This window comes from Falsiruegeria mediterranea M17, assembly GCF_900302455.1.
Lineage (GTDB): Bacteria > Pseudomonadota > Alphaproteobacteria > Rhodobacterales > Rhodobacteraceae > Falsiruegeria > Falsiruegeria mediterranea.
Window position 1 is genome coordinate 17,253 of the sequence record NZ_ONZG01000019.1, and the last position, 24,222, is coordinate 41,474.

18 protein-coding genes are annotated in these 24,222 nt (G+C 60.7%); 13 read left to right on the forward strand and 5 right to left on the reverse strand.

Going from position 1 to position 24,222, the window contains the following annotated elements; genetic code table 11:
- The first annotated feature begins 2 nt into the window (after window positions 1–2).
- A complete protein-coding gene (gene rfbB / locus TRM7615_RS23985; RefSeq protein WP_108792513.1) occupies window positions 3–1,043 on the forward strand; it encodes a dTDP-glucose 4,6-dehydratase in 1,041 nt (346 codons plus the stop codon).
- Window positions 1,044–1,075: 32 nt separating this feature from the next.
- Here the strand turns inward: rfbB and wecB are convergent, their stop codons facing one another.
- Window positions 1,076–2,191 carry a non-hydrolyzing UDP-N-acetylglucosamine 2-epimerase gene (wecB, locus tag TRM7615_RS23990; RefSeq protein WP_165821525.1) on the reverse strand — a complete coding sequence of 372 codons (1,116 nt, stop codon included), beginning with the start codon at window positions 2,189–2,191 and terminating at the stop codon, window positions 1,076–1,078.
- Between the two features lie 213 nt (window positions 2,192–2,404).
- Here wecB and rfbD point away from each other — a divergent pair, with 213 nt between their 5' ends.
- From rfbD to TRM7615_RS24005, 3 genes are read left to right on the forward strand one after another with little or no spacing between them, the layout of a single operon-like run.
- Window positions 2,405–3,250 carry a dTDP-4-dehydrorhamnose reductase gene (gene rfbD, locus TRM7615_RS23995; RefSeq protein ID WP_235824200.1) on the forward strand — a complete coding sequence of 282 codons (846 nt, stop codon included), beginning with the start codon at window positions 2,405–2,407 and terminating at the stop codon, window positions 3,248–3,250.
- Entirely contained in the window at window positions 3,247–4,119 is an 873-nt protein-coding gene (rfbA, locus tag TRM7615_RS24000; protein ID WP_108792516.1) for a glucose-1-phosphate thymidylyltransferase RfbA, read from the forward strand. Before rfbD ends, rfbA begins: the two co-directional genes overlap by 4 nt.
- Window positions 4,116–5,369 carry a glycosyltransferase family 4 protein gene (locus tag TRM7615_RS24005; protein WP_108792517.1) on the forward strand — a complete coding sequence of 418 codons (1,254 nt, stop codon included), beginning with the start codon at window positions 4,116–4,118 and terminating at the stop codon, window positions 5,367–5,369. The genes rfbA and TRM7615_RS24005 overlap by 4 nt, the downstream gene beginning before the upstream one ends.
- 81 nt (window positions 5,370–5,450) lie before the next feature.
- On the opposite strand, the gene TRM7615_RS24010 is transcribed toward TRM7615_RS24005, so the two are convergent.
- Window positions 5,451–6,575: a polysaccharide biosynthesis/export family protein gene (locus TRM7615_RS24010; RefSeq protein ID WP_108792518.1), complete on the reverse strand. Its 1,125-nt coding sequence runs from the start codon at window positions 6,573–6,575 to the stop codon at window positions 5,451–5,453.
- Window positions 6,576–6,662: 87 nt separating this feature from the next.
- On the opposite strand from TRM7615_RS24010, the gene TRM7615_RS24015 reads away from it, so the two are divergent.
- The 4 genes from TRM7615_RS24015 to TRM7615_RS24030 all read left to right on the forward strand — a co-directional run bounded on the left by TRM7615_RS24015 (window position 6,663) and on the right by TRM7615_RS24030 (window position 11,331).
- Entirely contained in the window at window positions 6,663–7,517 is an 855-nt protein-coding gene (locus TRM7615_RS24015; RefSeq protein ID WP_108792519.1) for an NAD-dependent epimerase/dehydratase family protein, read from the forward strand.
- Window positions 7,514–8,125, forward strand: coding sequence for a sugar transferase (locus TRM7615_RS24020; RefSeq protein ID WP_108792531.1), 612 nt, complete (start codon window positions 7,514–7,516; stop codon window positions 8,123–8,125). Before TRM7615_RS24015 ends, TRM7615_RS24020 begins: the two co-directional genes overlap by 4 nt.
- Before the next feature lie 166 nt (window positions 8,126–8,291).
- A complete protein-coding gene (gene galU, locus TRM7615_RS24025; protein ID WP_108792520.1) occupies window positions 8,292–9,185 on the forward strand; it encodes a UTP--glucose-1-phosphate uridylyltransferase GalU in 894 nt (297 codons plus the stop codon).
- Between the two features lie 265 nt (window positions 9,186–9,450).
- Complete coding sequence (locus tag TRM7615_RS24030; RefSeq protein WP_108792521.1) at window positions 9,451–11,331, forward strand: polysaccharide biosynthesis protein; 1,881 nt, start codon at window positions 9,451–9,453, stop codon at window positions 11,329–11,331.
- 20 nt (window positions 11,332–11,351) lie between these two features.
- On the opposite strand, the gene TRM7615_RS24035 is transcribed toward TRM7615_RS24030, so the two are convergent.
- Window positions 11,352–12,272 (reverse strand): hypothetical protein, encoded by a 921-nt coding sequence (locus tag TRM7615_RS24035; RefSeq protein WP_125133741.1) that lies wholly within the window; start codon window positions 12,270–12,272, stop codon window positions 11,352–11,354.
- 257 nt (window positions 12,273–12,529) lie between these two features.
- Here TRM7615_RS24035 and TRM7615_RS24040 point away from each other — a divergent pair, with 257 nt between their 5' ends.
- The 5 genes from TRM7615_RS24040 (at window position 12,530) to TRM7615_RS24060 (ending at window position 20,719) form a co-directional block, all read left to right on the forward strand.
- Window positions 12,530–14,755 carry a YjbH domain-containing protein gene (locus tag TRM7615_RS24040; protein WP_108792523.1) on the forward strand — a complete coding sequence of 742 codons (2,226 nt, stop codon included), beginning with the start codon at window positions 12,530–12,532 and terminating at the stop codon, window positions 14,753–14,755.
- Complete coding sequence (locus TRM7615_RS24045; protein WP_108792524.1) at window positions 14,752–15,432, forward strand: YjbF family lipoprotein; 681 nt, start codon at window positions 14,752–14,754, stop codon at window positions 15,430–15,432. Before TRM7615_RS24040 ends, TRM7615_RS24045 begins: the two co-directional genes overlap by 4 nt.
- Window positions 15,433–15,547: 115 nt before the next feature.
- A complete protein-coding gene (locus tag TRM7615_RS24050) occupies window positions 15,548–15,877 on the forward strand; it encodes a hypothetical protein (protein ID WP_165821526.1) in 330 nt (109 codons plus the stop codon).
- 202 nt (window positions 15,878–16,079) lie between these two features.
- Window positions 16,080–19,145: a LamG-like jellyroll fold domain-containing protein gene (locus TRM7615_RS26060; RefSeq protein ID WP_108792526.1), complete on the forward strand. Its 3,066-nt coding sequence runs from the start codon at window positions 16,080–16,082 to the stop codon at window positions 19,143–19,145.
- Between the two features lie 203 nt (window positions 19,146–19,348).
- The gene (locus tag TRM7615_RS24060; protein WP_108792527.1) at window positions 19,349–20,719 is read left to right on the forward strand and encodes a calcium-binding protein; all 1,371 of its coding nucleotides are present in this window, start codon (window positions 19,349–19,351) and stop codon (window positions 20,717–20,719) included.
- A gap of 157 nt (window positions 20,720–20,876) precedes the next feature.
- On the opposite strand, the gene TRM7615_RS24065 is transcribed toward TRM7615_RS24060, so the two are convergent.
- Both TRM7615_RS24065 and TRM7615_RS24070 read right to left on the reverse strand, forming a co-directional pair.
- Window positions 20,877–22,190 (reverse strand): HlyD family type I secretion periplasmic adaptor subunit, encoded by a 1,314-nt coding sequence (locus TRM7615_RS24065; RefSeq protein ID WP_108792528.1) that lies wholly within the window; start codon window positions 22,188–22,190, stop codon window positions 20,877–20,879.
- Window positions 22,187–23,923 carry a type I secretion system permease/ATPase gene (locus tag TRM7615_RS24070; RefSeq protein ID WP_108792532.1) on the reverse strand — a complete coding sequence of 579 codons (1,737 nt, stop codon included), beginning with the start codon at window positions 23,921–23,923 and terminating at the stop codon, window positions 22,187–22,189. The genes TRM7615_RS24065 and TRM7615_RS24070 overlap by 4 nt, the downstream gene beginning before the upstream one ends.
- Window positions 23,924–24,222: the final 299 nt, after the last annotated feature.

Genomic DNA, 24,222 nt, shown 5'->3' on the forward strand with positions numbered 1-24,222 from the left:
TCATGCGTTTGATCGTAACCGGCGGGGCCGGGTTCATCGGATCGGCTGTGGTGCGCCAGGCGGTGGCGGCGGGGCATGAGGTTCTGAACCTTGATGCGCTCACCTATGCGGCCTGTCTGGACAATGTGGCCAGTGTCGCTGATAGAGCCAATTACACCTTTTTAGAGGCTGATATTCGCGACCGTGCAGCGATGGATCAGGCCTTTGCCGACCATCAGCCCGACGCCATCATGCATCTGGCGGCCGAGTCCCATGTGGACCGGTCAATCGACGGGCCGGGCACCTTTATCGAGACCAACATCACCGGCACGTATACGCTGCTCGAAGCCGCCCGCGCCTATTGGCTGGGGCAGGGCAAGCCCGAGGGCTTTCGGTTTCATCATATCTCGACCGATGAGGTCTATGGCTCGCTGGGGGACACCGGCCAGTTCACCGAAGACACAGCTTATGATCCCCGCTCGCCTTATTCGGCCTCCAAGGCGGCCAGCGATCATCTGGTGCGCGCCTGGGCCGAGACCTATGGCCTGCCGGTGGTGTTGACCAATTGCTCGAACAACTACGGGCCATACCATTTCCCCGAAAAGCTGATCCCGGTGGTGATCTTGAACGCACTGGCAGGCAAACCGCTGCCGATCTACGGAGACGGCTCTAACGTTCGCGATTGGCTCTATGTCGAGGATCACGCCGACGCGCTCTTGACCGTGTTGCAGCGCGGAGAGTTGGGCCGGTCCTACAACATCGGCGGCGAGAACGAGCGCTCGAACCTGGAGCTGGTGCAGACGATCTGTGCCATCCTCGATCGGCTCAAACCCGGCCCGCATCCCTATGCCGATCTCATCACCTTTGTCACCGACCGCCCCGGCCATGACGCGCGCTATGCCATCGATCCCACGCGCATCCGCGAGGAACTGGGTTGGCGGCCGTCGGTGACGGTGGAAGAGGGGCTGGAGAAGACCGTGCGCTGGTATCTGGACAACGAGGCCTGGTGGCGCGCCCTGCAGGATCGTCAGGGTGTGGGGCAGCGGCTGGGGGTCAAGGCGTAGCCTGCCCCTTCATCTTTCCCAAGCCGCCTGCATCACGGTTCCAGGAATGTGCGCAGACATTGCGCCACCCGCTCGGCGGTCAGCCCGTCCCATAGGGGGATGTCCTGGATCTGACGCCCTGCGGCCAGGGCCTTGGTGATGACGCTCTGGTAATTGTGGATCGAGATCAGGTGATTGGACCCGGCCTCGATGGTCTGGGGCCGTTCGGTGTTGTCGCGGAAGGTAAAGCAGAGCCGTTTGAGGAACGCCGCCTCTTCCTGCACGCCGCCGGAATCGGTGAGCACAAATTCGGACCGGGCGATCAGGTGGATGAAGTCGATATAGGGGATCGGATCACATAAGCGCAGCCAATCCTGTCCGGTGAACTTTTCGGTCAGGCCAAAGGCCTCGATATTGGCGCGGGTGCGGGGATGCACGGGAAACAGCAATGGGTGATGGCGGGCGACGTTTTTCAGCACCCCGTACAGCTGTTCCAGCGCCTGCGCGCTGTCGACATTTGACGGCCGGTGAAAGGTGCAGAGCGCAAACCGTTCCAGGTCCAGCTGATCCAGGATCGCCGGGCGATACTCTGCGCGATAGATATGCATCAGCGTGTCGATCATGATGTTGCCGACCAGCTGGGTGCGCTTGATGGCGCGCCCCTCGCCATAGACCAGGTTGTCCATCGCCGCCTGCGAAGGGGGCAGATGCAGGTCCGAGATGGAATCGATCAGCATCCGGTTCAGCTCTTCGGGCATGGTTTCATCAAACGATCGCAACCCCGCCTCGAGATGCGCCACCGGCACGCCTGCGCGCCGCGCCGCGATGGTGGCCGCAAGCGAGGCATCCACATCGCCAGGCACCACTATCAAATCGGGCATCAGATCGGGCATCTGGTCCGGTCCGGCCTGGGTGATGAAATCATGCACCTTGTCGGCAATGATCCCCAGCCTGCGCATCGGGCTGCCGCCGCCCTCCAGCACGATGGTGTCGTCAAATTCGGGGATGCCAAGCGAGCGGGCAATTTCGGTGGTCATTGGTCCGGGGGGATGCTGGGCCACATAGAGCAGGCGCACCTCGCACCAGCCCTGCTGTTTGAGGCACAGGTAGAGCGGCGCAATCTTGATGAAATTCGGCCGCGTGGCCGCAACCAGTGTAATGCGCCGCATGGGCGGTCTCCTTCGTGGTGCCATCTGTCATGGCGACGTGCCGCCCAGTGGTAGCAGCATCCGGCCCGGATCGGAATGCCATGGATGGCCAGAGATATGTCCTGGGTATCCAGCCCGGGAAAGGGCGGGATGCTGGGCATTCAGCATTGGATTTTTTCTGTGAAATGGGGCATTTGGACAAGAGATAATAATTTAAGCAACACGAGCAGAGACGTGAACATTTTGATCTTTGGCCAGACCGGGCAGGTGGCGCGGGAACTGGCGATGTATGAGGGCGTGACCTGTGTGGACCGGGCGGCGGCGGATCTGGAGGATCCAGGCGCCTGTGCCGCGCTGATTGCCGCGCGGCGTCCCGATGCGGTGATCAATGCCGCTGCTTATACAGCCGTCGACAAGGCCGAAGAGGACGAGGCGCGCGCCACTGTGATCAATGGCGATGCCCCCGGTGCCATGGCGCGGGCCTGTGCCGATCTGGGCGTGCCTTTCGTCTCTATTTCGACGGATTACGTGTTTTCCGGGACGGGCACGCGCGCCTGGCAGGAGGCGGATCCGACCGGCCCCCTGGGCGCCTATGGGCGTTCCAAGCTGAAGGGCGAGCACCTGGTGCAGGCAGCCGGTGGGGCCTATGCGATCCTGCGCACCTCCTGGGTGGTGTCGGCTCATGGGCATAACTTCGTCAAGACCATGCTGCGGCTGGGGGCCGAACGGGATGCGCTGACCATTGTGGGTGATCAGATCGGTGGGCCAACGCCTGCGCGTGATATTGCGGCGGCCTGCATGGAAATCGCCCGGCAGCTGGCGGATGATCCGGGCAAGGCGGGGATCTATCATTTTGCGGGCGCCCCAAACGTGAGCTGGGCAGATTTCGCGCGCGAAACATTTGCTGTTGCGGGATTGACCTGTGCGGTTACGGATATTCCTAGCTCCGATTACCCCACACCAGCACAGCGACCGCTGAATTCGCGACTGGATTGTGATAGACTAGAGACTGTTTTTGGCCTCAGGCGCCCTGATTGGCGCGTCGGGCTGCAAGATATTGTAAAAGAGGTATCCGTATGACGCGGCGCAAAGGTATTATTCTTGCAGGAGGATCGGGAACGCGGCTTTACCCGATCACCATGGCAGTGAGCAAACAGCTCTTGCCGCTTTATGACAAACCGATGATCTACTACCCGCTCAGCGTGTTGATGCTGGCGGGCATCCGCGAGATCTGCGTGATCACCACGCCGCAGGATCAGGACCAGTTCAAGCGCACCCTGGGCGATGGCAGCCAATGGGGGATCTCATTGAGCTATGTGATCCAGCCCAGCCCCGACGGTCTGGCGCAGGCCTTTGTCCTGACCGAGGATTTTCTGGCGGGCGCCCCAAGTGCGCTGGTTCTGGGTGACAACGTGTTCTTTGGCCACGGCCTGCCCAAGCTGATGGCGGCCGCAGACGCGCATGCGGCAGGGGGCACGGTGTTTGGCTATCACGTGGCCGACCCCGAACGCTATGGTGTGGTGGCCTTTGATGCCGATGGTCGGGCCCGCGAGATCATCGAAAAACCCACCGTGCCGCCCTCGAACTATGCGGTGACGGGGCTCTACTTCCTTGACGGGTCGGCCCCGGAGCGGGCGCGCCAGGTGACGCCGTCACCCCGCGGCGAGCTGGAGATCACCGACCTGCTGCAGAGCTATCTGGATCAGGGGCAGCTCAGGGTGGAAACCATGGGACGCGGATATGCCTGGCTCGATACCGGGACACATGCCAGCCTGCTGGATGCGGGCAATTTCGTGCGCACCCTGGAAGAGCGTCAGGGTCTGCAAACCGGCTGTCCCGAAGAGATCGCCCACGAGCAGGGTTGGATCGACGATGCGCAGCTGCGCGCCCGGGCCGAGATGTTCGCCAAGAACGCCTATGGCCGTTATCTGGCGGGGTTGCTGGCATGAAGATCCTGTTTGTCCATCAGAACATGCCCGGTCAGTACCGCGAGATGATCCAATGGCTGGCCGCGCAGGGGGGGCACGAGTTGGTGTTCCTGACCCAACGGACCCCGGCGCCACAGCTGACCGGGGTGAAAACCGTGGTCTACAAGGCGCATCACAAACCCGCGGCAGAAGCTTATGGGTTGAGCAAGGTCTGGGAAGAGGCCGCAGGGGCCGGGTTCGGGGCTGCGATGGCGGCGCAAGCGCTGGAACGCAGCCAGGGGTTCAAACCGGATGTCGTGGTTGGTCACACCGGCTGGGGCGAGCTGCTGTTTTTCAAACAGATCTGGCCGGACGTGCCGGTGCTGGGGTTCTTCGAATATTTCTATATCAGAGAGGGCGGGCTGGTCGGCTTTGACCCTGCCGATCCGCCGACGGAACATTCGCCCTTTTTCCTGCATGCGCGCAATGTGGTGCCCTTCACCAACATCAACGTCGTCGACACCGGGCATGTGCCGACCGAATGGCAGAAGAATGTGTTTCCAACCAGTTTCCACGACAAGTTCTATACCTGTCACGATGGCATCCGCACCGACCTATTGCGCCCGAACCCGGATGTGCAGGTGGGGCTGGGGCGGCTTCCGGCGCCGCTGACGCGCCAGGATGAGGTCTTTACCTATCTGGCGCGCAACCTGGAACATGCCCGCGGCTTTCATATCTTCATGCGGTCGCTGCCCCGGATTCTGCGCGAACGCCCGAACGCCCGGGTGCTGATCCTGGGCGGGAACGAGGTGTCCTATGGCCGCAAGAGCCGCCACGAAGGGGGCCTGCGCGCCGAGATGGAGGCCGAGATCGGCCCGGATCTGGATTGGGACCGGGTGCATTTCCTGGGCCGGGTGCCCTATCCCAAGTTCTGCGAAATCGTGCAGCTCAGCCGGTGCCACATCTATCTGACCATGCCGTTTGTGCTGAGCTGGTCCGTGCTCGAGGCGATGTCGATGCAGGCCACCATCGTCAGTTCCGATGTGGCCCCGGTGCGCGAGGCGATCACCCATGGAGAGACCGGGCTCTTGGTGGATTTCTTCGATCATGAGGCGCTGGCTGCCCAGGTGATCGATGTGCTGGCCAATCCGCAGGACCATGCCCATCTGGGCCCGGCGGCGCGGGCGCATGTGGTGGAGAAATACGATTTCCTCACCCGCTGTCTGCCGGAACATATCCGTCAGATCAACGCGCTGGTGCCCGCGGACAAGCACATTCCGCTGCCTGCGTAAGGCTGGTTGTACAAACGGAAAAGGGCGCCCCAGTCAGGGGCGCCCTTTTCCGTTGGGCGAGCAGAACCGGTAGGGTCCGGATCAGTTCGCCAGGTTGCTGGTGGCGTTGAAGACACCGACGAAGTTACCGATGATGTTCGACACGGTCAGCACGTCGTTGATGGGCGATTCCGTGGCGATGATCAGGTCGTCGGGGTTGATCTGAAAGCGGCGCGCGGAAAAGATCCCGTCGGTCGAATCCAGGTCCACCGAAAAGACCACCCGGGTCATGCGTGGGCCGCGTACGCCGGTGGTAATGGCATTGGCGGGGTATTCGCGCAGAATCAGCAGGCCACCGGGGTCGGCCTTGGAATCATTCAGCCCGCCCATGATCGAGACCGCATCCATTGCCGACACCTGGTCCTTGGTGAAGATGTGCAGGGCTTCCTTGCCGGCCGCGCCAAACGACAGGAAGTACCGCTGATCTTCTTCGACAAAGACCCGGTCGCCACCGCGCAGCAGGGTGTCCAGGTTCGGATTGTTCAGCAATCTGTCGATCGAGGTGCCATAGATGTTGCCGCCGCGCATCAGGCGAATCTGCGGGTTGTTGAGGCTGGAGCTGATGCCGCCCCCGGCCGAGATCAGCCCGAGGACGGAATAGTTTCGATCCGGCATCGGATAGGTGCCGGGATTGGCCACGCCGCTGACCAGATCCACCGAATTGTTGCGCCCTTCGGACATCGACAGCTGCAACTGGGCCGACGGCACGATGGCCTCAAGCGCGGCCTGCAGGTCTTCGCGGGCCAGGTCCGGGGTCAGGCCGATGACGCTGATGTTGCCGACATAGGGCATGAAGATCGATCCGTTGGCCGCCACGGTCACGTCCTGCAGCTGGACCACCTTCTGATCCAGCGAGGTCAGCAGCGAGTTGTCGCCACTGTCCCAGATTGCCAGGGTCAGCTTGTCACCGGGTTGGATGATTTGGGTCTTGGCCCCGCGGGAGGCGCCGATCCAGCTCAGGTTTTCCTGTTTGCCGGTGGGCGGCCAGTGCGCCACCGTGGGCAGGAACGCGCGAGTCACGGGATAAAGCGCAAAGTCTGCGGTGTCTTCGCTGGCCTGCTTCAGGATGTCTTCGCTGACGGGGGCGCCGCCGGGCAGGCGGCCAGTGCAACCGGCAAGGGCGAACAGGGCGCAAGTCAGCACCAGAAGTGGAAAGTGGAGACGCATGACGATTGACCTGAGTGAAACTGCTTGAATTTTTGTTGCTGCAAGATACTGCCACAGGACAAATGGTCAACTGGAACAAGGACGCGGATGAAAATTCTCAAGGTTTTGGTCCTGGGCGCAACAGGGCGGATCGGGTCGGTTCTGCGCCGCTCCTGGATGCAGGGGAACACCGCTGATGGGGTGATCTGGCAAGCGCGTCGCCCGCAGGCCGGGCCGGGCTGGCATGTGTTTGATCCGCTTTCGGGGCAAGAGGTCGCAGCAGGATCCAAGGCGCTGATGCAGGCGGCGCAGGGGTGTGATCGCATTCTGTGTCTGGCCGGAGCCATTCCGGGACGGCAGCAGGATCTGGCGGACAACACGCGTCTGGCCCGGGCGGCGATCCTGGCCGGGGCCGAGGTCGGGGCCGGGGTGCTTCTGTGCTCGTCGGTCGCGGTTTACGGGGCGCAGGACGGGGTGCTGGATGAGGCGAGTGCGCTCAGGCCGGTGGCCCCTTATGGGCAGGCCAAGCTCGAGATGGAGCAGGCAGGTCAGGCCCTGGGGCAGCAATTGGGCGTGGCGGTGACGGCGCTGCGCATCGCCAATGTTGCGGGCTGTGACGCGATTTTGGGGGGGTGGGCGCCAGGGTTTGCGTTGGATCGCTTTGCCGATGGCACCACCCCGCGCCGCAGCTACATCGGCCCGCAGACCCTGGCGCGGGTGCTGTGGGATCTGACCCAGGCGCGCGATTTGCCGCCGGTTCTGAATGTGGCGGCCCCCGGCGCGGTCGAGATGGGTGCGCTGCTGGATGCGGCCGGTCTGGCCTGGACCCCGCGCCCGGCCCCGCCCGAGGCCATCGCGCGGGTCGAGGTGGCAACGGGGGCGCTTTCGGCCTTCACCCGGCTGGAGGCGCGCGATAGCTTGCCCGAACATCTGATTGCACAATGGCGGAGCAGCGCGGCATGACCTGGGGCAAACGCCTCTTCGATCTGGTTCTGGTGGCCCTTCTGGTGCCGGTCCTCGGGCCGGTGTTGCTGTTGCTGGTGCTGTGGATCCTGCTGCGCGAGGGGCGGCCGGTGTTTTATGTGGCCGAGCGGATGAAGGGGGTGGACCGGCCCTTTTCCCTGTGGAAGCTGCGCACCATGACGGTGGTGGACAGTGATGCGGGGGTATCGGGGGGCGACAAGGTGGCGCGGATCACCCGCACCGGCGCCTGGCTGCGGCGCAAGCGGCTGGATGAGATCCCGCAGCTTTGGAACATCGTCCGGGGCGATCTGAGCTTTGTTGGCCCGCGCCCGCCACTGCGCGAATACGTGGAACGCTTTCCCGCGCTTTACGGTCAGGTCCTGCGGTCGCGCCCCGGGGTCACCGGCCTGGCCAGCCTGGTCTATCACCGCCACGAGGCGACGCTGCTGGAGCGGTGTGATACGGCGCTGGATACAGATGCGGTCTATGCCCGCATCTGCGTGCCGGCCAAGGCCAGGCTGGATCTGATCTATCAGCGGCATCAGAGCGTCTGTTTCGACATCGCCCTGGTGATACGGACAGCCGCTACGGTGTTTCGCCGCCGATAAAAGCGGCGGGGGAAGCACAGCCGGGGACTCCCTTTGTGAAACCCGTTGCGTCCCGGGCATGATCGGACCTATTAACAGTCAAGCTCTTGGAGGGCATGTAATATGCCTCACTGTCGGGCCGGAATTTTTGTGGTTACATAACAATAAATCAGTTGAGGAGTGAGGGATGGCGAAAAAGGTCACAAAGGCGATTTTCCCGGTTGCCGGCATGGGAACGCGTTTCCTTCCGGCCACCAAATCGGTGCCCAAGGAAATCATGACCCTGGTCGACCGCCCGCTGGTTCAATATGCGATCGACGAGGCCCGCGCGGCCGGCATCAAGGAGTTCATCTTTGTCACCTCGCGCGGGAAATCCGCGCTTGAGGATTATTTCGACCACTCTCCAGTTCTGGAACAGGAATTGCGCAAGAAGGGCAAGACCGAGCTACTGGAGACGCTGAAAGCCACGAACATGGACAGCGGCGCCATCGCCTATATCCGCCAGCACAAGCCGCTTGGGCTGGGACATGCGGTCTGGTGCGCGCGCCGCCTGATCGGGGACGAGCCGTTCATGGTGATTTTGCCCGACGACGTGATTGCGGCCGAAAAGCCCTGCCTGCAGCAGATGGTCGAGGCCTATGCCGAAACCGGGGGCAACATGGTCGCCGCGATGGAAGTGCCGCCCGAGAAGGCCAGCTCTTACGGGGTGCTGGACGTGGACGAGGACATGGGATCGGTCGTTTCGGTCAAGGGGATGGTGGAAAAGCCGCCCGCGGATCAGGCCCCCTCCAACCTGGCGGTGATTGGTCGTTACATTCTGGCGCCCTCCGTGCTCAAGAACCTCAACAGGATCAAATCCGGGGCGGGTGGCGAAATTCAGCTCACTGATGCCATCGCCGAGGACATCACCTTGGGCAACCCGGTCTATGGCTACCGGTTCCGGGGGCAGCGTTTCGATTGCGGCTCCAAGGCGGGTTTCCTGCAGGCCACTGTGGCTTTTGCCCTGGCGCGGGATGATCTGCGGGACGATCTGGATCTGTATCTGGAAAAGCTGCGCCAGTCGCGGGCTGCGGCGGAGTAGTCGATTGAGGCTCGGGGTGTGCACAACTCCGAGTTGTTTTGCGTGTGTTTCTCAGCTAAGAGATCCTGTGTCCTGCAAGCCTTGTCGGAGAGGGGCGCCCAGTGGCGAAGGTGACGGAGATTTTGAGTTTTTTGAGTAGAAGTGCTATCTGTCTTTCATATTTGGGTTTGATCAGCGTATCTGACCCTGTTTGAGCGCAGGTAAAATCAATACTGGACGTATACCGTTTTTAGGTTGAGCCAAAGATTATTAGGAGAGCCAACCGATGTTCCAATTGCTCAGTTCTTGGAGCAGGAAACAGAAGGCCGTCGTTTTTCTGGCGATTGATCTGGCCCTGGTTCCGCTGGCATTGCTGTTTTCGTGCTTTGTGCAATTCATGCCAACGATGCCGTTGGCAACCTTTGTTTCGCTGTTTCCGATCCTGCCCTATCTTCTGGTTCTTGTTGCGGCCGTGTCAACGCTCATGGGGCTGCCTTCGGTACAGTTGCGGATGTATGAACGTACGGCTGCAGGTCGCACCGCAGTGCTGGCGATTCTGGCGGGGCTGACCTCGGCCGGGCTGGTCTGGTTGGCAGGTATTCGCCTGCCATACGGCACCCATGTGATGTTTGCCGTTAGCTATTTCATCATGATCCTGGCGATCCGCCTGGTTCTGTTCCACATCGTGTCATGGTTGTATCTGCGGGCGCAGCCGCGCCGCCGGGTTCTGATCTATGGTGCCGGGGCGACCGGGACACAGCTGGCCCAGGCCCTGGCCGCGCATGAAACCATCCGTCCCGTGGCCTTTGTCGATGACAACATGTCATTGCAGGGACAGACCCTGATTGGCTTGCCGGTCTATACGCCGGTGCGGACGGCCGAGCTTTTGGAAAAATACAACATTGACCGGGTGCTGCTGGCGATGCCGTCGCAAAGTCAGCCGAAACAGGCCCGGATCGTGACACGGTTGCAGAAGCTGGGGGTCGAGGTGCAGGCCCTGCCTTCGTTTGCACAGCTGATCGGCGAAGAAGAGCTGGTCGACAAGCTGACCCCCGTGGTTCCCAGTCATTTCCTGGGCCGCGAGGCCCATGCGGTGGAGTTGAACGAGGTCTGCAGCAGCTATGCGCAGCGGACGGTCCTGGTGTCCGGCGCCGGGGGCTCTATCGGGTCGGAACTGTGTCGGCAGATCCTGGCGTGCCGTCCGAAAAAGCTGGTGCTGTATGAATTGAGCGAACTGGCGCTCTATACGATCTACCAGGAACTGGGACAGCTGACCGAGGCCATGGACATCGAGCTGGTGCCGGTGCTGGGATCGGTGACCGATCCGCGGCAGGTGCGTCAGGTGTTGAGCGACCATCAGGTCCAGGTTGTCCTGCATGCGGCAGCTTACAAACATGTGCCGCTGGTCGAGGTGAACCCGCTCTCGGGGCTGACCAACAATGTGCTGGGCACGCAGATCCTGGCCCGCGAGGCAGCCAAGGCAGAGGTCGAGCGGTTCCTGCTGGTCTCCTCCGACAAGGCGGTGCGCCCCACCAATATCATGGGGGCCTCGAAACGGTTTGCCGAACTGGTGGTCCAGGATCTGGCCGCACGCCAGGGAAAGACGATCTTTTCCATCGTACGTTTTGGCAACGTGCTGGGCTCCAGCGGGTCCGTGGTGCCGCTGTTTCAGGAACAGGTCAGCCGGGGCGGGCCGGTGACGGTGACCGACCCTCGGGTCAAACGCTATTTCATGACCGTGCGCGAGGCGGTTCAACTGGTGCTCAGGGCCGGGGCGGATGCCAGCGGCGGCGAGGTCTTCGTGTTGGACATGGGACCGGCGGTGCCGATCATGCAATTGGCGCGGCAGGTGATTCAGAGCGCCGGCTACACCGTGCGTGACGAGCTGACCCCGGAGGGCGATATCGAGATTCAGATCATCGGTTTGCGTCCGGGCGAAAAGATCGAAGAAGAACTGTCTCTGAACAACACGATGATCAGAACGGACCATCCCAAGATTCTGCGCGTCGACGAGCAATCCCTGTCCGAGTTGGAAATGGCCCGCGTGATGCGGGAGCTGCGCCATGCGCTGGCGGGGGGCAATGCGGCGGCTGCACGCGGCATCGTTCAGAATTGGATCGAAGGGTATGTCGATTGGGAAATTGCCCAGCAGAAACTGCCCAGCTGATTCCATTCGGACAGGCTGCTTCACTTGGGTTTTAATAAGCTCATTCTTACGCGTTTTGCAGTGGTAGCGTTGTACACTTTAACGCCAATAGCCGACATCGTATCCCATTCAGCCTTTTCTAGACGCTCAAGTGTATCTAGGTACTTTTGAGGCAGAGTTGGTTTTTTCTCGTCCAGCTTGACCTCGGGTGGCTCCATAAAACATGAAATCAAGGTGTCGAGCCTGCGCTTGTCAAAAGTGCCATTCTTTTGGCATTTCTCGTTGTAGCGGCGTACGATTTCACAGACCCCGACACTGAGTGCTATGTTGCGTCGCGCGGATGGCACTTCCAGAACCTCGACTGACGGCAATTCACATGCCTTTCGAAACGCGCCCCAAGTATCGCCCGAACCAATCCGGATGACCTTGATACTCGCTTTCGCAACATTATGCCAGCGCTGCGCCGCTGCGCCGAAAGCATAGGTGCGGTACAGGCTGCCCTCACGCGCCTCAAAGCTCTGGATGAAGCGCTCAGCGTAATCTTCAATTGTACTTTTGGATCCGCCTTTCAAGGACTGCTGCCAAGCCGATGGAACAATCGTTGTAAGTGGGCGCATTGAGATGATGACGGACGTCGGCGCGGATATAGAACTTAAAAGGTTCTCGATCCCTTGTTCGGTCAGGTTGGCAAGCGCCTCGGAGGACACCAGTCGGTTATTGTTTGTATCGGAAAGATCTCTTACGAACTGATCAGATTCTGGTGTTGAGGATGCTTCTGTAGTACGCCAGCTTATGTCAGTGCCGCAGAGGGTGTATATTTCGCTTTGATGGTTCAATCTGGTTCCGGGGTAAACCCAACCCTGAGACGCCAGTGCTTCCCGGTTATTGCTAACAATATTCTGAAAATATGTTGTTGCTGTCTTCATCATGCCGATGTGAAATACTACATTTTTTTTCTTCATCGAACCAATCATCCAAATCTGAATTCTCTATCTAGTATCCTCTTAGTAGATTTTTTTTTTGGATGCGAGGATATCTTTGACCTCTCGCACCAACTTGTTGACTTCTGTCCAGGACTTGACCTGGTCCCGCTGCCTTGTCCAAGGTGCCGTGTTCTGGCCACACTCTGCGATGGCTCGTGAGGGGCGGATTGATCTGCTTCCCTGGTTTGTGGTTTAGCTGAGCCAGATATGTGTGTGAGGAAGGGCAATTGAGTTTCATGTTCGGGAAACCCGGTTTGCGCCCGTTGAAGGGGGCCGCTCTTGCCTTGATCGTTCTGGTCACCGCGGCCCTGCCGCAGGTCGGCCAGACGCAGGCGACCGCCGAACCGGTGGTGGTGTCCACGGGTGCCGGAACCGCTGCAACCGCGCCCTCCTTTGAGCCGCTGCCGCCACCCAGTCTGAATTTCTACGGCTCGCCCGGCCTGATCGACATGCCATCGGCCGAGATGTTGCCTGATGGGCAATTCACCACCGGCATTTCCTATTTCGGCGGGCAGGGGCGCTATACGCTGACCTTTCAGCCCACCCCTTGGATGTCGGCCAGCTTCCGCTACAATTCGATCCGGAACTGGAACCTGGGCGGCTTCCCGACCTATTACGACCGCGGCTTCGATGTGCGCTTTCGCCTGTTGAAGGAAACCCGCCTGCGCCCGGAAATCACGCTTGGTCTGCAGGACTTCGTCGGCACCGGCATCTATGCGGCCGAATATTTTGTGGCGACAAAGAACTTCGAAAATCTGAGTCTGGGTCAATCGACCCTGCCGGGGCGGCTCAAGCTCACTGCCGGGATCGGTTGGGGGCGTTTGGGCAGCCATGGCTCCTTTGCCTCTTCGGGAACACGTCCCCCCTTTGATCCGTCGGGAACCGGCGGGCAGGTGGCTTTTGATCAGTGGTTCCGTGGCCCGATGGCGGCCTTTGCCGGGGCCGAGTGGCTGATCAACGATCGGTTGGGGGTCAAGGTCGAATATTCCTCGGACGACTATGTGACCGAGACCCAGACCACATCGGTGTTTCAGAAGAAATCGCCGTTCAACTTCGGTGTCGAATATCAGGCCAGTCCGCGCACCCGGCTTGGGGCCTATTATCTTTACGGGTCCGAATTCGGCCTGAGCGCGCAGATCCAGCTCAACCCGCGCCACCCTCCGGCGCCGCGGCATGCGCCGGCGCCCTTCGCTGTGGCGCCACGTCCGGATCGGGCCGTGAACCCCGATGCCTGGGGGACCCAATGGGTGGCCAGCACCACCGTGCGCCAGACCATGCGCGATCTCATGGTGCCGCTGATGGAACGGGAGGGTCTGGTGCTGGAGAGCCTGGACCTGAACGGGGATTCCGCCGAGCTGCGGTTCCGGAACCTGCGCTACAAGTCTAACACGATTGCTTTGGGCCGTGCGGCCCGGATCATGGCTCTGGTCCTTCCGGCGTCGGTCGAAACCTTTGACCTGGTGCCGGTGTCCCGGGGAATGGGGCTGTCTCGTGTGACCATCCGCCGATCGGATCTGGAGGCGCTGGAACATGACAGCAACAGCTCTGAGGCCATCCTGGCGGTGACCGGATTCAGCAATGCCGGCCCGGAACCGGACACGGCATTGAAGGGACCCGGGCTCTATCCTGATTTCAGCTGGTCGATCGCCCCGTATTTCTCGCCCGCCTATTTCGACCCGGAACAACCGATCCGGATCGATGTTGGTGTGGATCTGCAGGCGACGTACAAACCGGCCCCGGGCTGGGTGATTTCAGGGCGTTTGCGGCAGCGTGTGGCAGGCAACCTGGAAGATGGCCGGTTGTCGCCGTCGAACCTGCCGCCGGTGCGCACCGATCAGGCGCTCTATGCGCAATTTGATACCACGTTGAACAATCTCTATGTCGCCCGCTATTGGAAACCGTCCGAAGATTTGTATGCCCGGGTGACGGGGGGGTATTTCGAATACGGCTATGGCGGGCTGTCCACGGAACTGCTGTGGAAACCGGTCAACAGCCCGCTGGCGTTGGGGGTCGAGGCCAACTATGCGATCAAGCGCGACTATGACCAGCGGTTGGGGTTCCAGGATTATCGGGTCTTTACCGGTCACGCGTCGGCTTACATGGATTTCGAAAACGGTTTTCACGGGCAGATCGATGTCGGGCGCTATCTTGCCGGGGATGTCGGCGCGACCCTGTCTTTGGACCGTGTGTTCAAGAATGGCTGGATCGTTGGCGGCTTTGCCACCTTCACCTCGGCCTCGGCCGAGGAGTTCGGCGAGGGGTCCTTTGACAAGGGCATTCGCTTCAGCATCCCGCTGAACTGGTTCCTGGGCAAACCCAGCCGCAAGTCGCTGGGAACGGTCATCCGCCCCATCCAGAGGGACGGCGGGGCCAAGGTCAGTATCCCGGGCCGTCTCTATGGTCAGGTTCGGCCTGCACACAACAAGGCGTTGCGCGACCAATGGGTAGGGTTCTGGGAATGATGCGATCTGTGTATCTTTGGCTGCTCGTGCCGGTGTTGGTTCTGACGGGCTGTGCCAGCGGCACCGAAGAGGTTCCGCTGCAGATCGAAGTGCTGCAGAGGACACGTGGCATCATTGCGGACAGAACCGGACCCGAGACAGCGCCCAAGACGTTGCGGCGGGCAGAGCTGGATCCCATCGAGGACCCCTTTATCGAGGTTACGATCGAGGATCGGGATCAGCTTGGCTATATGGGAATCAGCAGCCAGCGGCGCGATGACCAGCCGGGCAATGTCGTTGTCTGGCGCAGCGAGGACAATGTGTCGCTGACCCTGCGCAATGGTGTGCTCATCGCCACCCGGGGGCTGGGCGGCGATGTGATCTCAAGCCTGGTTCCGGTCAGTGGAACCACACCGGGGCCTGCACGTGGCGGAGAGCTTGTGCACCGGATCCATACCGGTGACGAGCGTCTGGCCCATGTCTCCATGGCCTGTGATCTGGTTGATATGGGCCCCGAAACCATTGTCATTGTCGAGCGGCGTCATGACACCCGGCATCTGCAGCAGCGCTGCGAGGGAGCAGGGGGGCAGATCGCAAATGACTACTGGATTGATTCTCGGGCCGGGATGGTCTGGCAGTCGCGCCAATGGGCTGGTCCGCATATCGGCTATTTGACGATGCGGCAACTGACCCCATAAGAGAAATCCTGCGCGAGAAAAGGCCCATTCAAGGGGCGTGGCCACGTTTCCCTGATTGAAAAGCCGTTCGCATTCCTCTATCGTTCAGACAAATTCAGCCATAAGGGGTTTGATTATGAAAAAGTTTATTGCGGCACTTGCTACCTGTGCGATGTCCATTCCCGCTATTGCGTCAGCAACTGCTCTTGACGACGCACGCGAAGCCAACATCTGTGATGTAACGGCTGCCGAATATCTGGCAGATGGCCGACTCAAGGTCGTTTGCGTTCCAGGGACCGTGAACCCGGCATACGCTGGTGCGGTTCAGACACCTGCCGCCTTTGGTGCAGGCAGCCTGTCGCCGACAGCGATCGCAGCTGTTGCTGGTGCTGTCATTCTGATCGCCATTGTTGCGAATGATGACGACACCACCACGACAACAACAACGGCTCCGAGCAGCCCCTGATCTGAGCTTCGGATCCTCGAGATTGAATGCAGCCTTGCCGGATTGGCAGGGCTGTATTTTTGTGTCGCCCGATGATGAATAATCAAGATGCCTCGCCTGTTTCTGGTATCGGGCGCGACGCTATGTGGTCTGCCTGAGGCGGTATATCTTTGATAAACTAGGTCCTGCTATTGAGGTTGCAGACGAAGCAGGATTGAAAGCCATGGCAGGCGCATCGAATTTGGTAGCTGCGGACAACCCTTTGCTGGCCTCGATTGTCAGCACACATGTCCGGCAGGTCCCCGTTACATACAGCTTCATGTCCGCCGGAGACGCGGTGGACAAAGCCGAATATCCCGGTGGGTCGGATCTGACCCGGGCCTGGACCGAGGCCGAGAAAGACAGTTTTCGCGCGATGACGCAGAACTTCATGGCGGTCAGCAACATTTCCATTGTCGAGCAGGAATCACCCTTGGGGGTCGATGTTCGTGCACAGATGGTCGATGACGTGCCGGGGGGCTGGGCCGGGTATGCCGGAACCGGCACCACCTTTGTGGTTGGCAGCGCGCGCCTGGGGTTGCTGACCCATGAATTCGGCCACGCCATGGGATTGGCGCATCCCTTTGACACAGGTTTCGGCAGTCAAGCTCTGCCGGGGGTTTTGGCGACGAATGCCCCGGGGGATTTTGGGTTCAATGCGCTGCCCTATTCCATCATGGTCTATCGCACCGGCGGATTTCCCGAGCTTCCGAATGTGGATGTCGCTATCCCCCAGACCCTGATGGCGTTGGATATCGCGGCCCTGCAGGTGATGTATGGGGCCAACACCAATTACCGGACCGGGGATGACACCTATGGAACCCTTGAGGGCCTGACGACCATCTGGGATGCCGGGGGCCAGGACCACATCGATTTCGGGTCCGTGCTGACGGATGCGGTGATCGATCTGCGCGCCGCCACGTTGCAGGTTGAGGCCGGCGGGCTGGGGCGCCCCTCCTTGATGGATACATCCACGTCGGCGCGTGATGTGGGGGGCTATACCATTGCCTATGGTGTGACAATCGAAGACGCCACGGGCGGCAGCGGCAATGACACGCTGACCGGCAACGCGGCGGACAATGTTCTGACCGGCGGCATGGGCAACGACACGCTTGTTGGCGGGGCGGGCAATGACCGTTTGATCGGCGGCCCTGCGACACCGGTGACCATCCCCCTGGCCGAGTTGAATGACGCCACCACCAGCAATCGCGCGCTGGAGGTCAACGCCTATTCCGAAATCACACCGTCGATCACCCTGGACATGGTGCTGCGCCTGGACAATGGGCCTGCGGATTTCTATCGGATCATGTCTTATATGCCGACCCAGTCGGATGGGTTCCGCTTCGACATCCAGTATTTCAAGCCGCCGCAGGATTATCTGGCGGTTCTGGTTCGCAAGGAGGATGGCGGGTCGCAGGCCTTGTCAGTTGGGGTCGAAGCGGCCGAGCTGATCGATGGCAAGGCGCATCGGTTGACCCTGTCGCGGGATGCCACAACGGGTGTGGTCAAGGTGTATCTGGATGGGGTCTCACAAGCTGAGCGCATTATCGATGTGGGGGGCGCTTTTGCACCGGGGGGCAAATTGGTCTTTGGTCAAAGCCAGGGCGCCTGGGCCCCGGCAGATTCACCTCGGGCCGCGATGCCGGGCGCAATCGGGGAAATCGCCGTCTACAACGGGGTGCTGAGTGAAGCCGAGATCGCAGCAGGCAGCCTCACCAATCTGGTGCCAGGTGCAGATCCGCGGCTGATCAGCCACTGGCGGCCAAATCCCCAGACGGACAGCTTTGATACCTTGGTCGGTGCCAGTGCTCTGACCACCCGCAATGTGACAACAATTGACGCGGTTGCCGTGACCACGGACGAAGACCGCCTCATTGGTGGGGCAGGCGACGACACGATCCTGGGCGGCGACGGGAATGATATGGCCGTGTTCGATCAGCACAGCGATGCGATCACGGCCCGCCAGGTGGCACAGGGGCTGCAGATCATCTCGGCCGAGGGCACAGATCTGATCGGCACCGATGTGGAATCCTTCGAGTTCAGCGATCAGACTCTGAGCTATGCCCAGGTGACGGCCTGGGCCTTGTCCACGGTCATGGGCACATCCGGGAATGACGTTCTGAACGGGACCTCCGGATCCGAGCGGATCAGCAGTTTGGACGGCTATGACTGGATTTTGCCCGGCATCGGCAATGACACGATCAATGGCGGTGAAGGCCGTGATATGGTGTCGTTCATCAACCACCCCGAGGTCGCGGGGCGGACCAATCTGGACTTCATGCTGACGCTGGATATGGAGGCGGGCACGGCCAATCTCTTTGGCGGCGAGGCCAACACCCTGACCAGCATCGAACGCATCACCGGCTCGATCTTTGCCGACCAGCTGCGCGGCAGCGATGGCGATGACGAGATCCGCGGCGCGGGCGACTATGATTGGTTCATCGCGACCACCGGCAATGACACGCTGGATGGCGGCAACGGGCAGGACATGATCACTTTCCTGGAATGGGGGGGCGCCGGTCGGGCGACGATCACCGACGTGTTCTCGGCCACTGGTGCACCACCAAGCGGGGCGCAGGCCAATGGGGTGCTGGTCGATCTGGCGAACCCGGCCAACAACACCGGGCTGGCCGCGGGCCTGACCATGACCAGCATCGAAAGGGTCACCGGCTCGTCCTATCAGGACGTGTTTTACGGCGACAACGGGTCGAACGATTTTCGCGGGCTTGGCGGCTATGACTGGTTTGTCGGTTCGGCCGGCGGGCGCGAGCGCTATTTCGGCGGTGCTGGCGTCGACACGGTGACCTATTTCCAGTCCACCTCGGGCGTCGCGGCGTCCTTGCGCAATGGCGCCCCGGTGAACGGCCAGGAGACGGGCTATGGCAGCCGCGGCGACGCGGTGCGGGATCTTTATTTCGAGATCGAGAACCTGGTGGGCAGCAACTTTGACGACCATCTGACCGGCAACAACGGGCGCAATTACCTGTCGGGCCTGGACGGGGATGACTTCCTGTTCGGCTATGGCGGCGGCGACTATTTCAAGGGCGGCGCGGGCAACGATACGATCAACGGCGGCGCCGGGTCGGACTTTGCGATCTTTGACGGCAACCGCGGCGATTACACGATCACCCGGAGCTCGGCGACGGATGTGACGGTGACGGGGGCCGACGGCACCGACAGCCTGATCTCGGTCGAGTACTTCCAGTTCGACGACGAGACCGCCAATATCTGGCAATTCGCGATCGCCTAAGGCGGCACTCAGAACAAGAAACCCCGGCTCGTGTCAGGCGGGCCGGGGGGGGCTGCGCAAAGAGGGCGTGGTCCGTTGTCGTTTTGAGTCCACACCCGTAAAGGGAAAAGTTCTCTGGCCCTGATTGTTTGGGTTGCTCTCACTTCGAGACTTAATTTAAGTCTATTCAACAATAATCAACTGATTTTTTGAAAGGTTTTCCGATGACGCAGCCCTCTGCCGTGCACGTTGTTTCTCAGCCGTCTCTCCAGACGAATACACCCGTTGCCGCCAGCCCGGCTGGTGCAGTGCAGCCCCTTGCTCTGGGCGGTTTGCGGCGCATCACTGGCACCAATGGCGATGATTTGCTGCGGGGGGGGGACGAGGATGAGTTTCTTTTCGGATTGAATGGGAACGATACGCTGGACGGTCTGCTTGGCAATGACAACCTGTCGGGGGGGATCGGCGAGGACATCCTGATTGGCGGATATGGCAACGACACGCTGATTGGCGGAGACGACAACGATACGCTGGATGGTGGCCCGGGCGATGACAGCCTGTCGGGGGGCGCGGGTGACGAAATTCTGGGCGGTGGCGCTGGCGATGACACGCTGGTGGGGGCCGCTGGCGACGATACGCTGAATGGCAGTTCCGGCAATGACAGCCTGTCTGGCGGGGCCGGGGCGGACATCCTGACCGGGGGCGCGGACAATGACACCCTGATCGGCGGCGCGGACAACGATACGCTGGATGGTGGGGCAGGCGACGAGAGCCTGTCAGGCGGGACAGGCAATGACATCCTGATTGGTGGGCTTGGTGCTGATCTTCTGTTCGCGGGCGAGGGGGATGACCTTGTCGAGGGGGGCTCGGGCAATGACTGGCTGCAGGGCAGTGCGGGCCAGGATACGTTGGATGGCGGCGATGGGATCGACTTTGTGTCCTATGTCGATGCCACAGCCCGGCTGGTGGCAGATCTGGGCGCCAACCAGGTGCGCATGGTTGGCGTCGAGACCGATCAACTGGTGTCGATCGAAGGTCTGTCCGCCTCGCGGTTTTCCGATGTCATCCGGATCGGGGATGGCGGTGCGACCGTTTATGGCAAGGCCGGTCACGACTGGATTGCCGCTGGACGGGGCGTGGATGTGATCGATGGCGGCAGGCATATCGACACGGTGTCCTATGCGGGCGCGAACCTTGGCATCAGCGCTTCGCTCAAGAACGGGCGCGGCTGGACCGGAGCGGCGACGGGGGATCGTTATGAAGATGTCGAGAACCTGACCGGCACTGCCTATGCGGATGAGCTATCGGGCGACCATGGGCGCAATCACTTGCGGGGTCTGGAGGGGGATGATGTCCTGTTTGGCTACGGCGGGGATGACGTTTTGACCGGCGGCGCAGGCGATGACATGCTCTTTGGCGGCAACGGCACGGACCGGGCGGTGTTTGCAGGCGATCTGGCGGATTACACCATCACCCGCACCTCGGCGCGCGAGATCACCGTGGTGGGGGCGGACGGCACCGACCTGTTGGATTCGGTGGAATATCTGCAGTTCGACGACACCACCACACGCATCTGGGACCTGGAGATTGTTTGACGTACCAATCGTGCCGGTAGAAAAATTACCCTTGGATCGTGTAATTCACTGTCCAGGTGCGAGAGGATGTATCCTGTCTGAGAAGGCTATCATGCGCCCTGAAAAGTATCAGGGTAGTTAGATCGCTCGGTCACGCTTCAACTGGTACGTTTACGCTTTATCCGCGCATGGCCCTGTTGAAATAGTCCGTGAAGGGTTTGGTCAGATAGCTTAGCGGCGTGCGCTCATCGGTCTTGATAAAGACCTCGACCGGCATGCCGGGCAGCAGGGTGTTGTCCCCGAGTTTGACCATCTCACTCTCTTTGGGCAGGACTTCGACCCGATAATAGGGTTGGCCCGTGACATCATCGGGCAGGGCATCGGCAGACACTTCCATCACATTGCCAAAAAGCTCGGGTGTGGTGCGTTGCTCGAAGGCCGAGAACCGCAGGCCGGCGGGTTGGCCGCGATAGACCTGGTCGATGTGGATAGGGTCGACGCGCCCTGCGATGATCAGGGGTTGGTCCTGGGGAATGACGTACATGAGCGGTGCGCCGGGCTGCACCACGGCGCGCTCTGCAAAAACCTGGCTGTCGTAGATCACACCGTTGACGGAACTCTTTACGCTCAGGCGGCCCAACCGTTCCGTGAGCGCCAGTTTTCGTTCGGTCAGCTCGATGGTCTGGAACTGCTGATCCCGCAACGTGGCGATGGCCTCTTCCCGGCGTGCGGTTTTCAAGCGCAGGATTTCGATCTTGCTGGTTGCGATCTGTCCCTTGGTCTGGGCGATAGCCGAGATCAGCTCCCCGATCCGCCCTGCAAGGCTCGCCTGTTCACGTTGCAACGCCGAGACACGGCTGTTCTGGGTCAGGCCCTTGGACAGCAACGTGTTCTGATCTTCAAGCTCACCTTCGATCAATTGCAACTGCGTGCGAAGTGCGGTGAGCTGTGCATTTATCCCGGTGATGGAGGCCTCGTATTGCTGAATCCGTTTGCCCAGCTGCTCGACCTGTTGTTCGGTCGTGCGCAGCCGAGCCTCGAACAGGTTTCTTTGTCCGTCCAGCTGATCCGCTACCTTGGCATCCGTTTGAGCCGCTTCAATCAGCCAGGGATCAAAGGTTATCTCGGAACTCTCATCCCGTTCCGCTGCCATGCGCGCCTTGCGGGCCGCCAGTTCTGTCAGCTGCTCTGTGACCACCGACATCTCGAGTTGCAGCAGGGTGTCATCAAATTTCAGGACAACGTCACCGGCCTGAACCTCCTGGCCGTCTTTGGCCAGGATTTCGCCAACGATCCCCCCTTCGGGGTGCTGAATGACCTGACGATTTGTTTCCACCTCGACGATGCCGGTTGCAACCACCGCACCGGCCAGGCGCGTCATGGTGGCCCAGGCACCCAGACCGCCGACCAAGAGGACGAGGGCCGTCATCCCAACGATCATCGGCATTGTCGAGCTTCGGTATCCGGGGCGTTGCGTTTTGGTTTTGGTCATTTCGCCACCGCTTGTGCATTCAGGTTGCGTTTGATCTGATCGGCGTTCTTGAGCTGGGCTTTCATCACCTCGTCCCGCGGTCCAAACGAGACAACCGTCCCTTGATCCAGCACCAGAAGCGTGTCGCATTCGGCAATGGCCTGCGGACGATGCGACATGATGATCACGGCTTTGCCTTCGGTTTTGAATTCCCTGATGGTCTGGTTCAGAGCCTGGGATCCCTCTGCATCCAGCGCAGAGTTGGGTTCATCCAGGATCAGAATGACGGGGTCCCCGAACAGCGCGCGCGCCAGGGCCACACGCTGCTTCTGTCCACCCGACAGGTGGCTCTGATCCCCATCAAGCTGCGTGTCATAGCCATTGGGCAGGGTCAGGATCATGTCGTGCGCATTGGCGCGTTTGGCCGCCGCAACAACGGCGTCGCCATCAACATTGGCTGACATGCGCGCGATGTTTTCCGCAACGGTTCCGGGCAACAGGGCCACGCTTTGGGGCAGATAGCCGATATATTGGCCCAGCTTGTCGGGGTCATATTGGTCCAGCTCGGCCCCGCCCAGGCGGATTTCACCGCTGGCACTGGGCCAGATCCCCAGCAGCGCCTTTGCAAGCGAGGATTTGCCTGATCCGCTGCGGCCAATCACGCCAAGGGCATGGCCGGGGTTCACGCCAAAGTTCAGGTTCTTGAGGGTGGGCGCCGATCCGCCCGGCGGGACAACCACCAGCTTGCGCACCAGGATCTGCGCCTTGGGACGCGGCAGGGCCGTGAGGGGTTTCGCCTTGGGTGTCGCCGACAAAAGCGCATCCAGAGAGGACCACGCCTGGCGCGACCGCTGAAAGACCTGCCACTGTCCCAGACATTGTTCGATCGGCGCCAGGGCCCGCCCCAAAAGGATCGATGCCGCGATCATCGCGCCGCCAGTCAGCTCGCCCTGGAGCACGAAATAGGCCCCGACGGCCAGGATCGCCGATTGCAGGAACAGGCGAAACGCCTTGCTGCTTGTGGTAAAGCTGCCGACCCAATCGGCTGCGTTGATCCGATCATCCAGCGCGGCAGATTGTTTCTTGTGCCACCGTTCGGACACGGCATGGCGCATCCCCTGGCTTTGCACCACATCGCGGGCATGTTCGGCTTGCGCTGCCAGGCTTTGAGCCTGAAACGACGTGACATTGGCCCTTTGTGTTTTGCGCACGGTCAGAAACTGGTTCAGCACGGCAATGACCACGAGCACTGCGCCGCCTGCACAGGCCGTCCAGCCCAGCATCGGGTGGAGTACAAAGATCGCGAACAGGAAGAGCGGGGACCAGGGCAAGTCAAACAGCGCGAGAAACACCGGAGAGGCGGTCAGCGTCTGGATCGATTCAAGATCTTTCAGCTCCGCTCCCTTGCTTTGCGAGCCGTCCGGGATCCGCGACAGCCTGGCCTCGAAGATTGTGCGGTCAAGGGAGGTTTGAAAGTTTGCCCCGTAGCGGGCCATGATGCGGCCCCGTGCGTAATCGAGCAGGCCCATGAAAAAATAGAGAAACCCGACCAGCACAAAGAGGGCGGCCAGCGTCTCTTCGGAGCGGGAGCCCAGAACGCGATCGTAGACCTGCAACATGAACAACGGGCCCGTCAGCATGAGCAGGTTCACAAAAATGCTGAACAGGAAAACAGCCCAGATCAGGGCCGTGCCGGACTTGCGCGCATCAATGAGTTCGTGACGCTTGCTTTCATTGACGTGTAATTGATTCACAGTGTTGAAACCCAATAGTCTTTTATGCTCTGGCGCCACTGACAGACCATGTGTGACGCTAAGGGCTGGGTGACTGGTAAAGAAGAGAAGTTCAAACGAAGTTGACAACTCGCGTATTTAAATCTGATGAGCGAAAGTCTCCCAAGTCTATTTGCTCAACGTCTTTGGCTTACCTGATTACTTGCCGCAACAAAAGCATCTTTCAACCCTGCAAGGAACTGGTTTTGGCAAGCTATGCGCTGGTTTTGGCCCATATTATTTTGCGTTGAGGGCAGCGGGCACAGAGGGGCCTCTGGCCA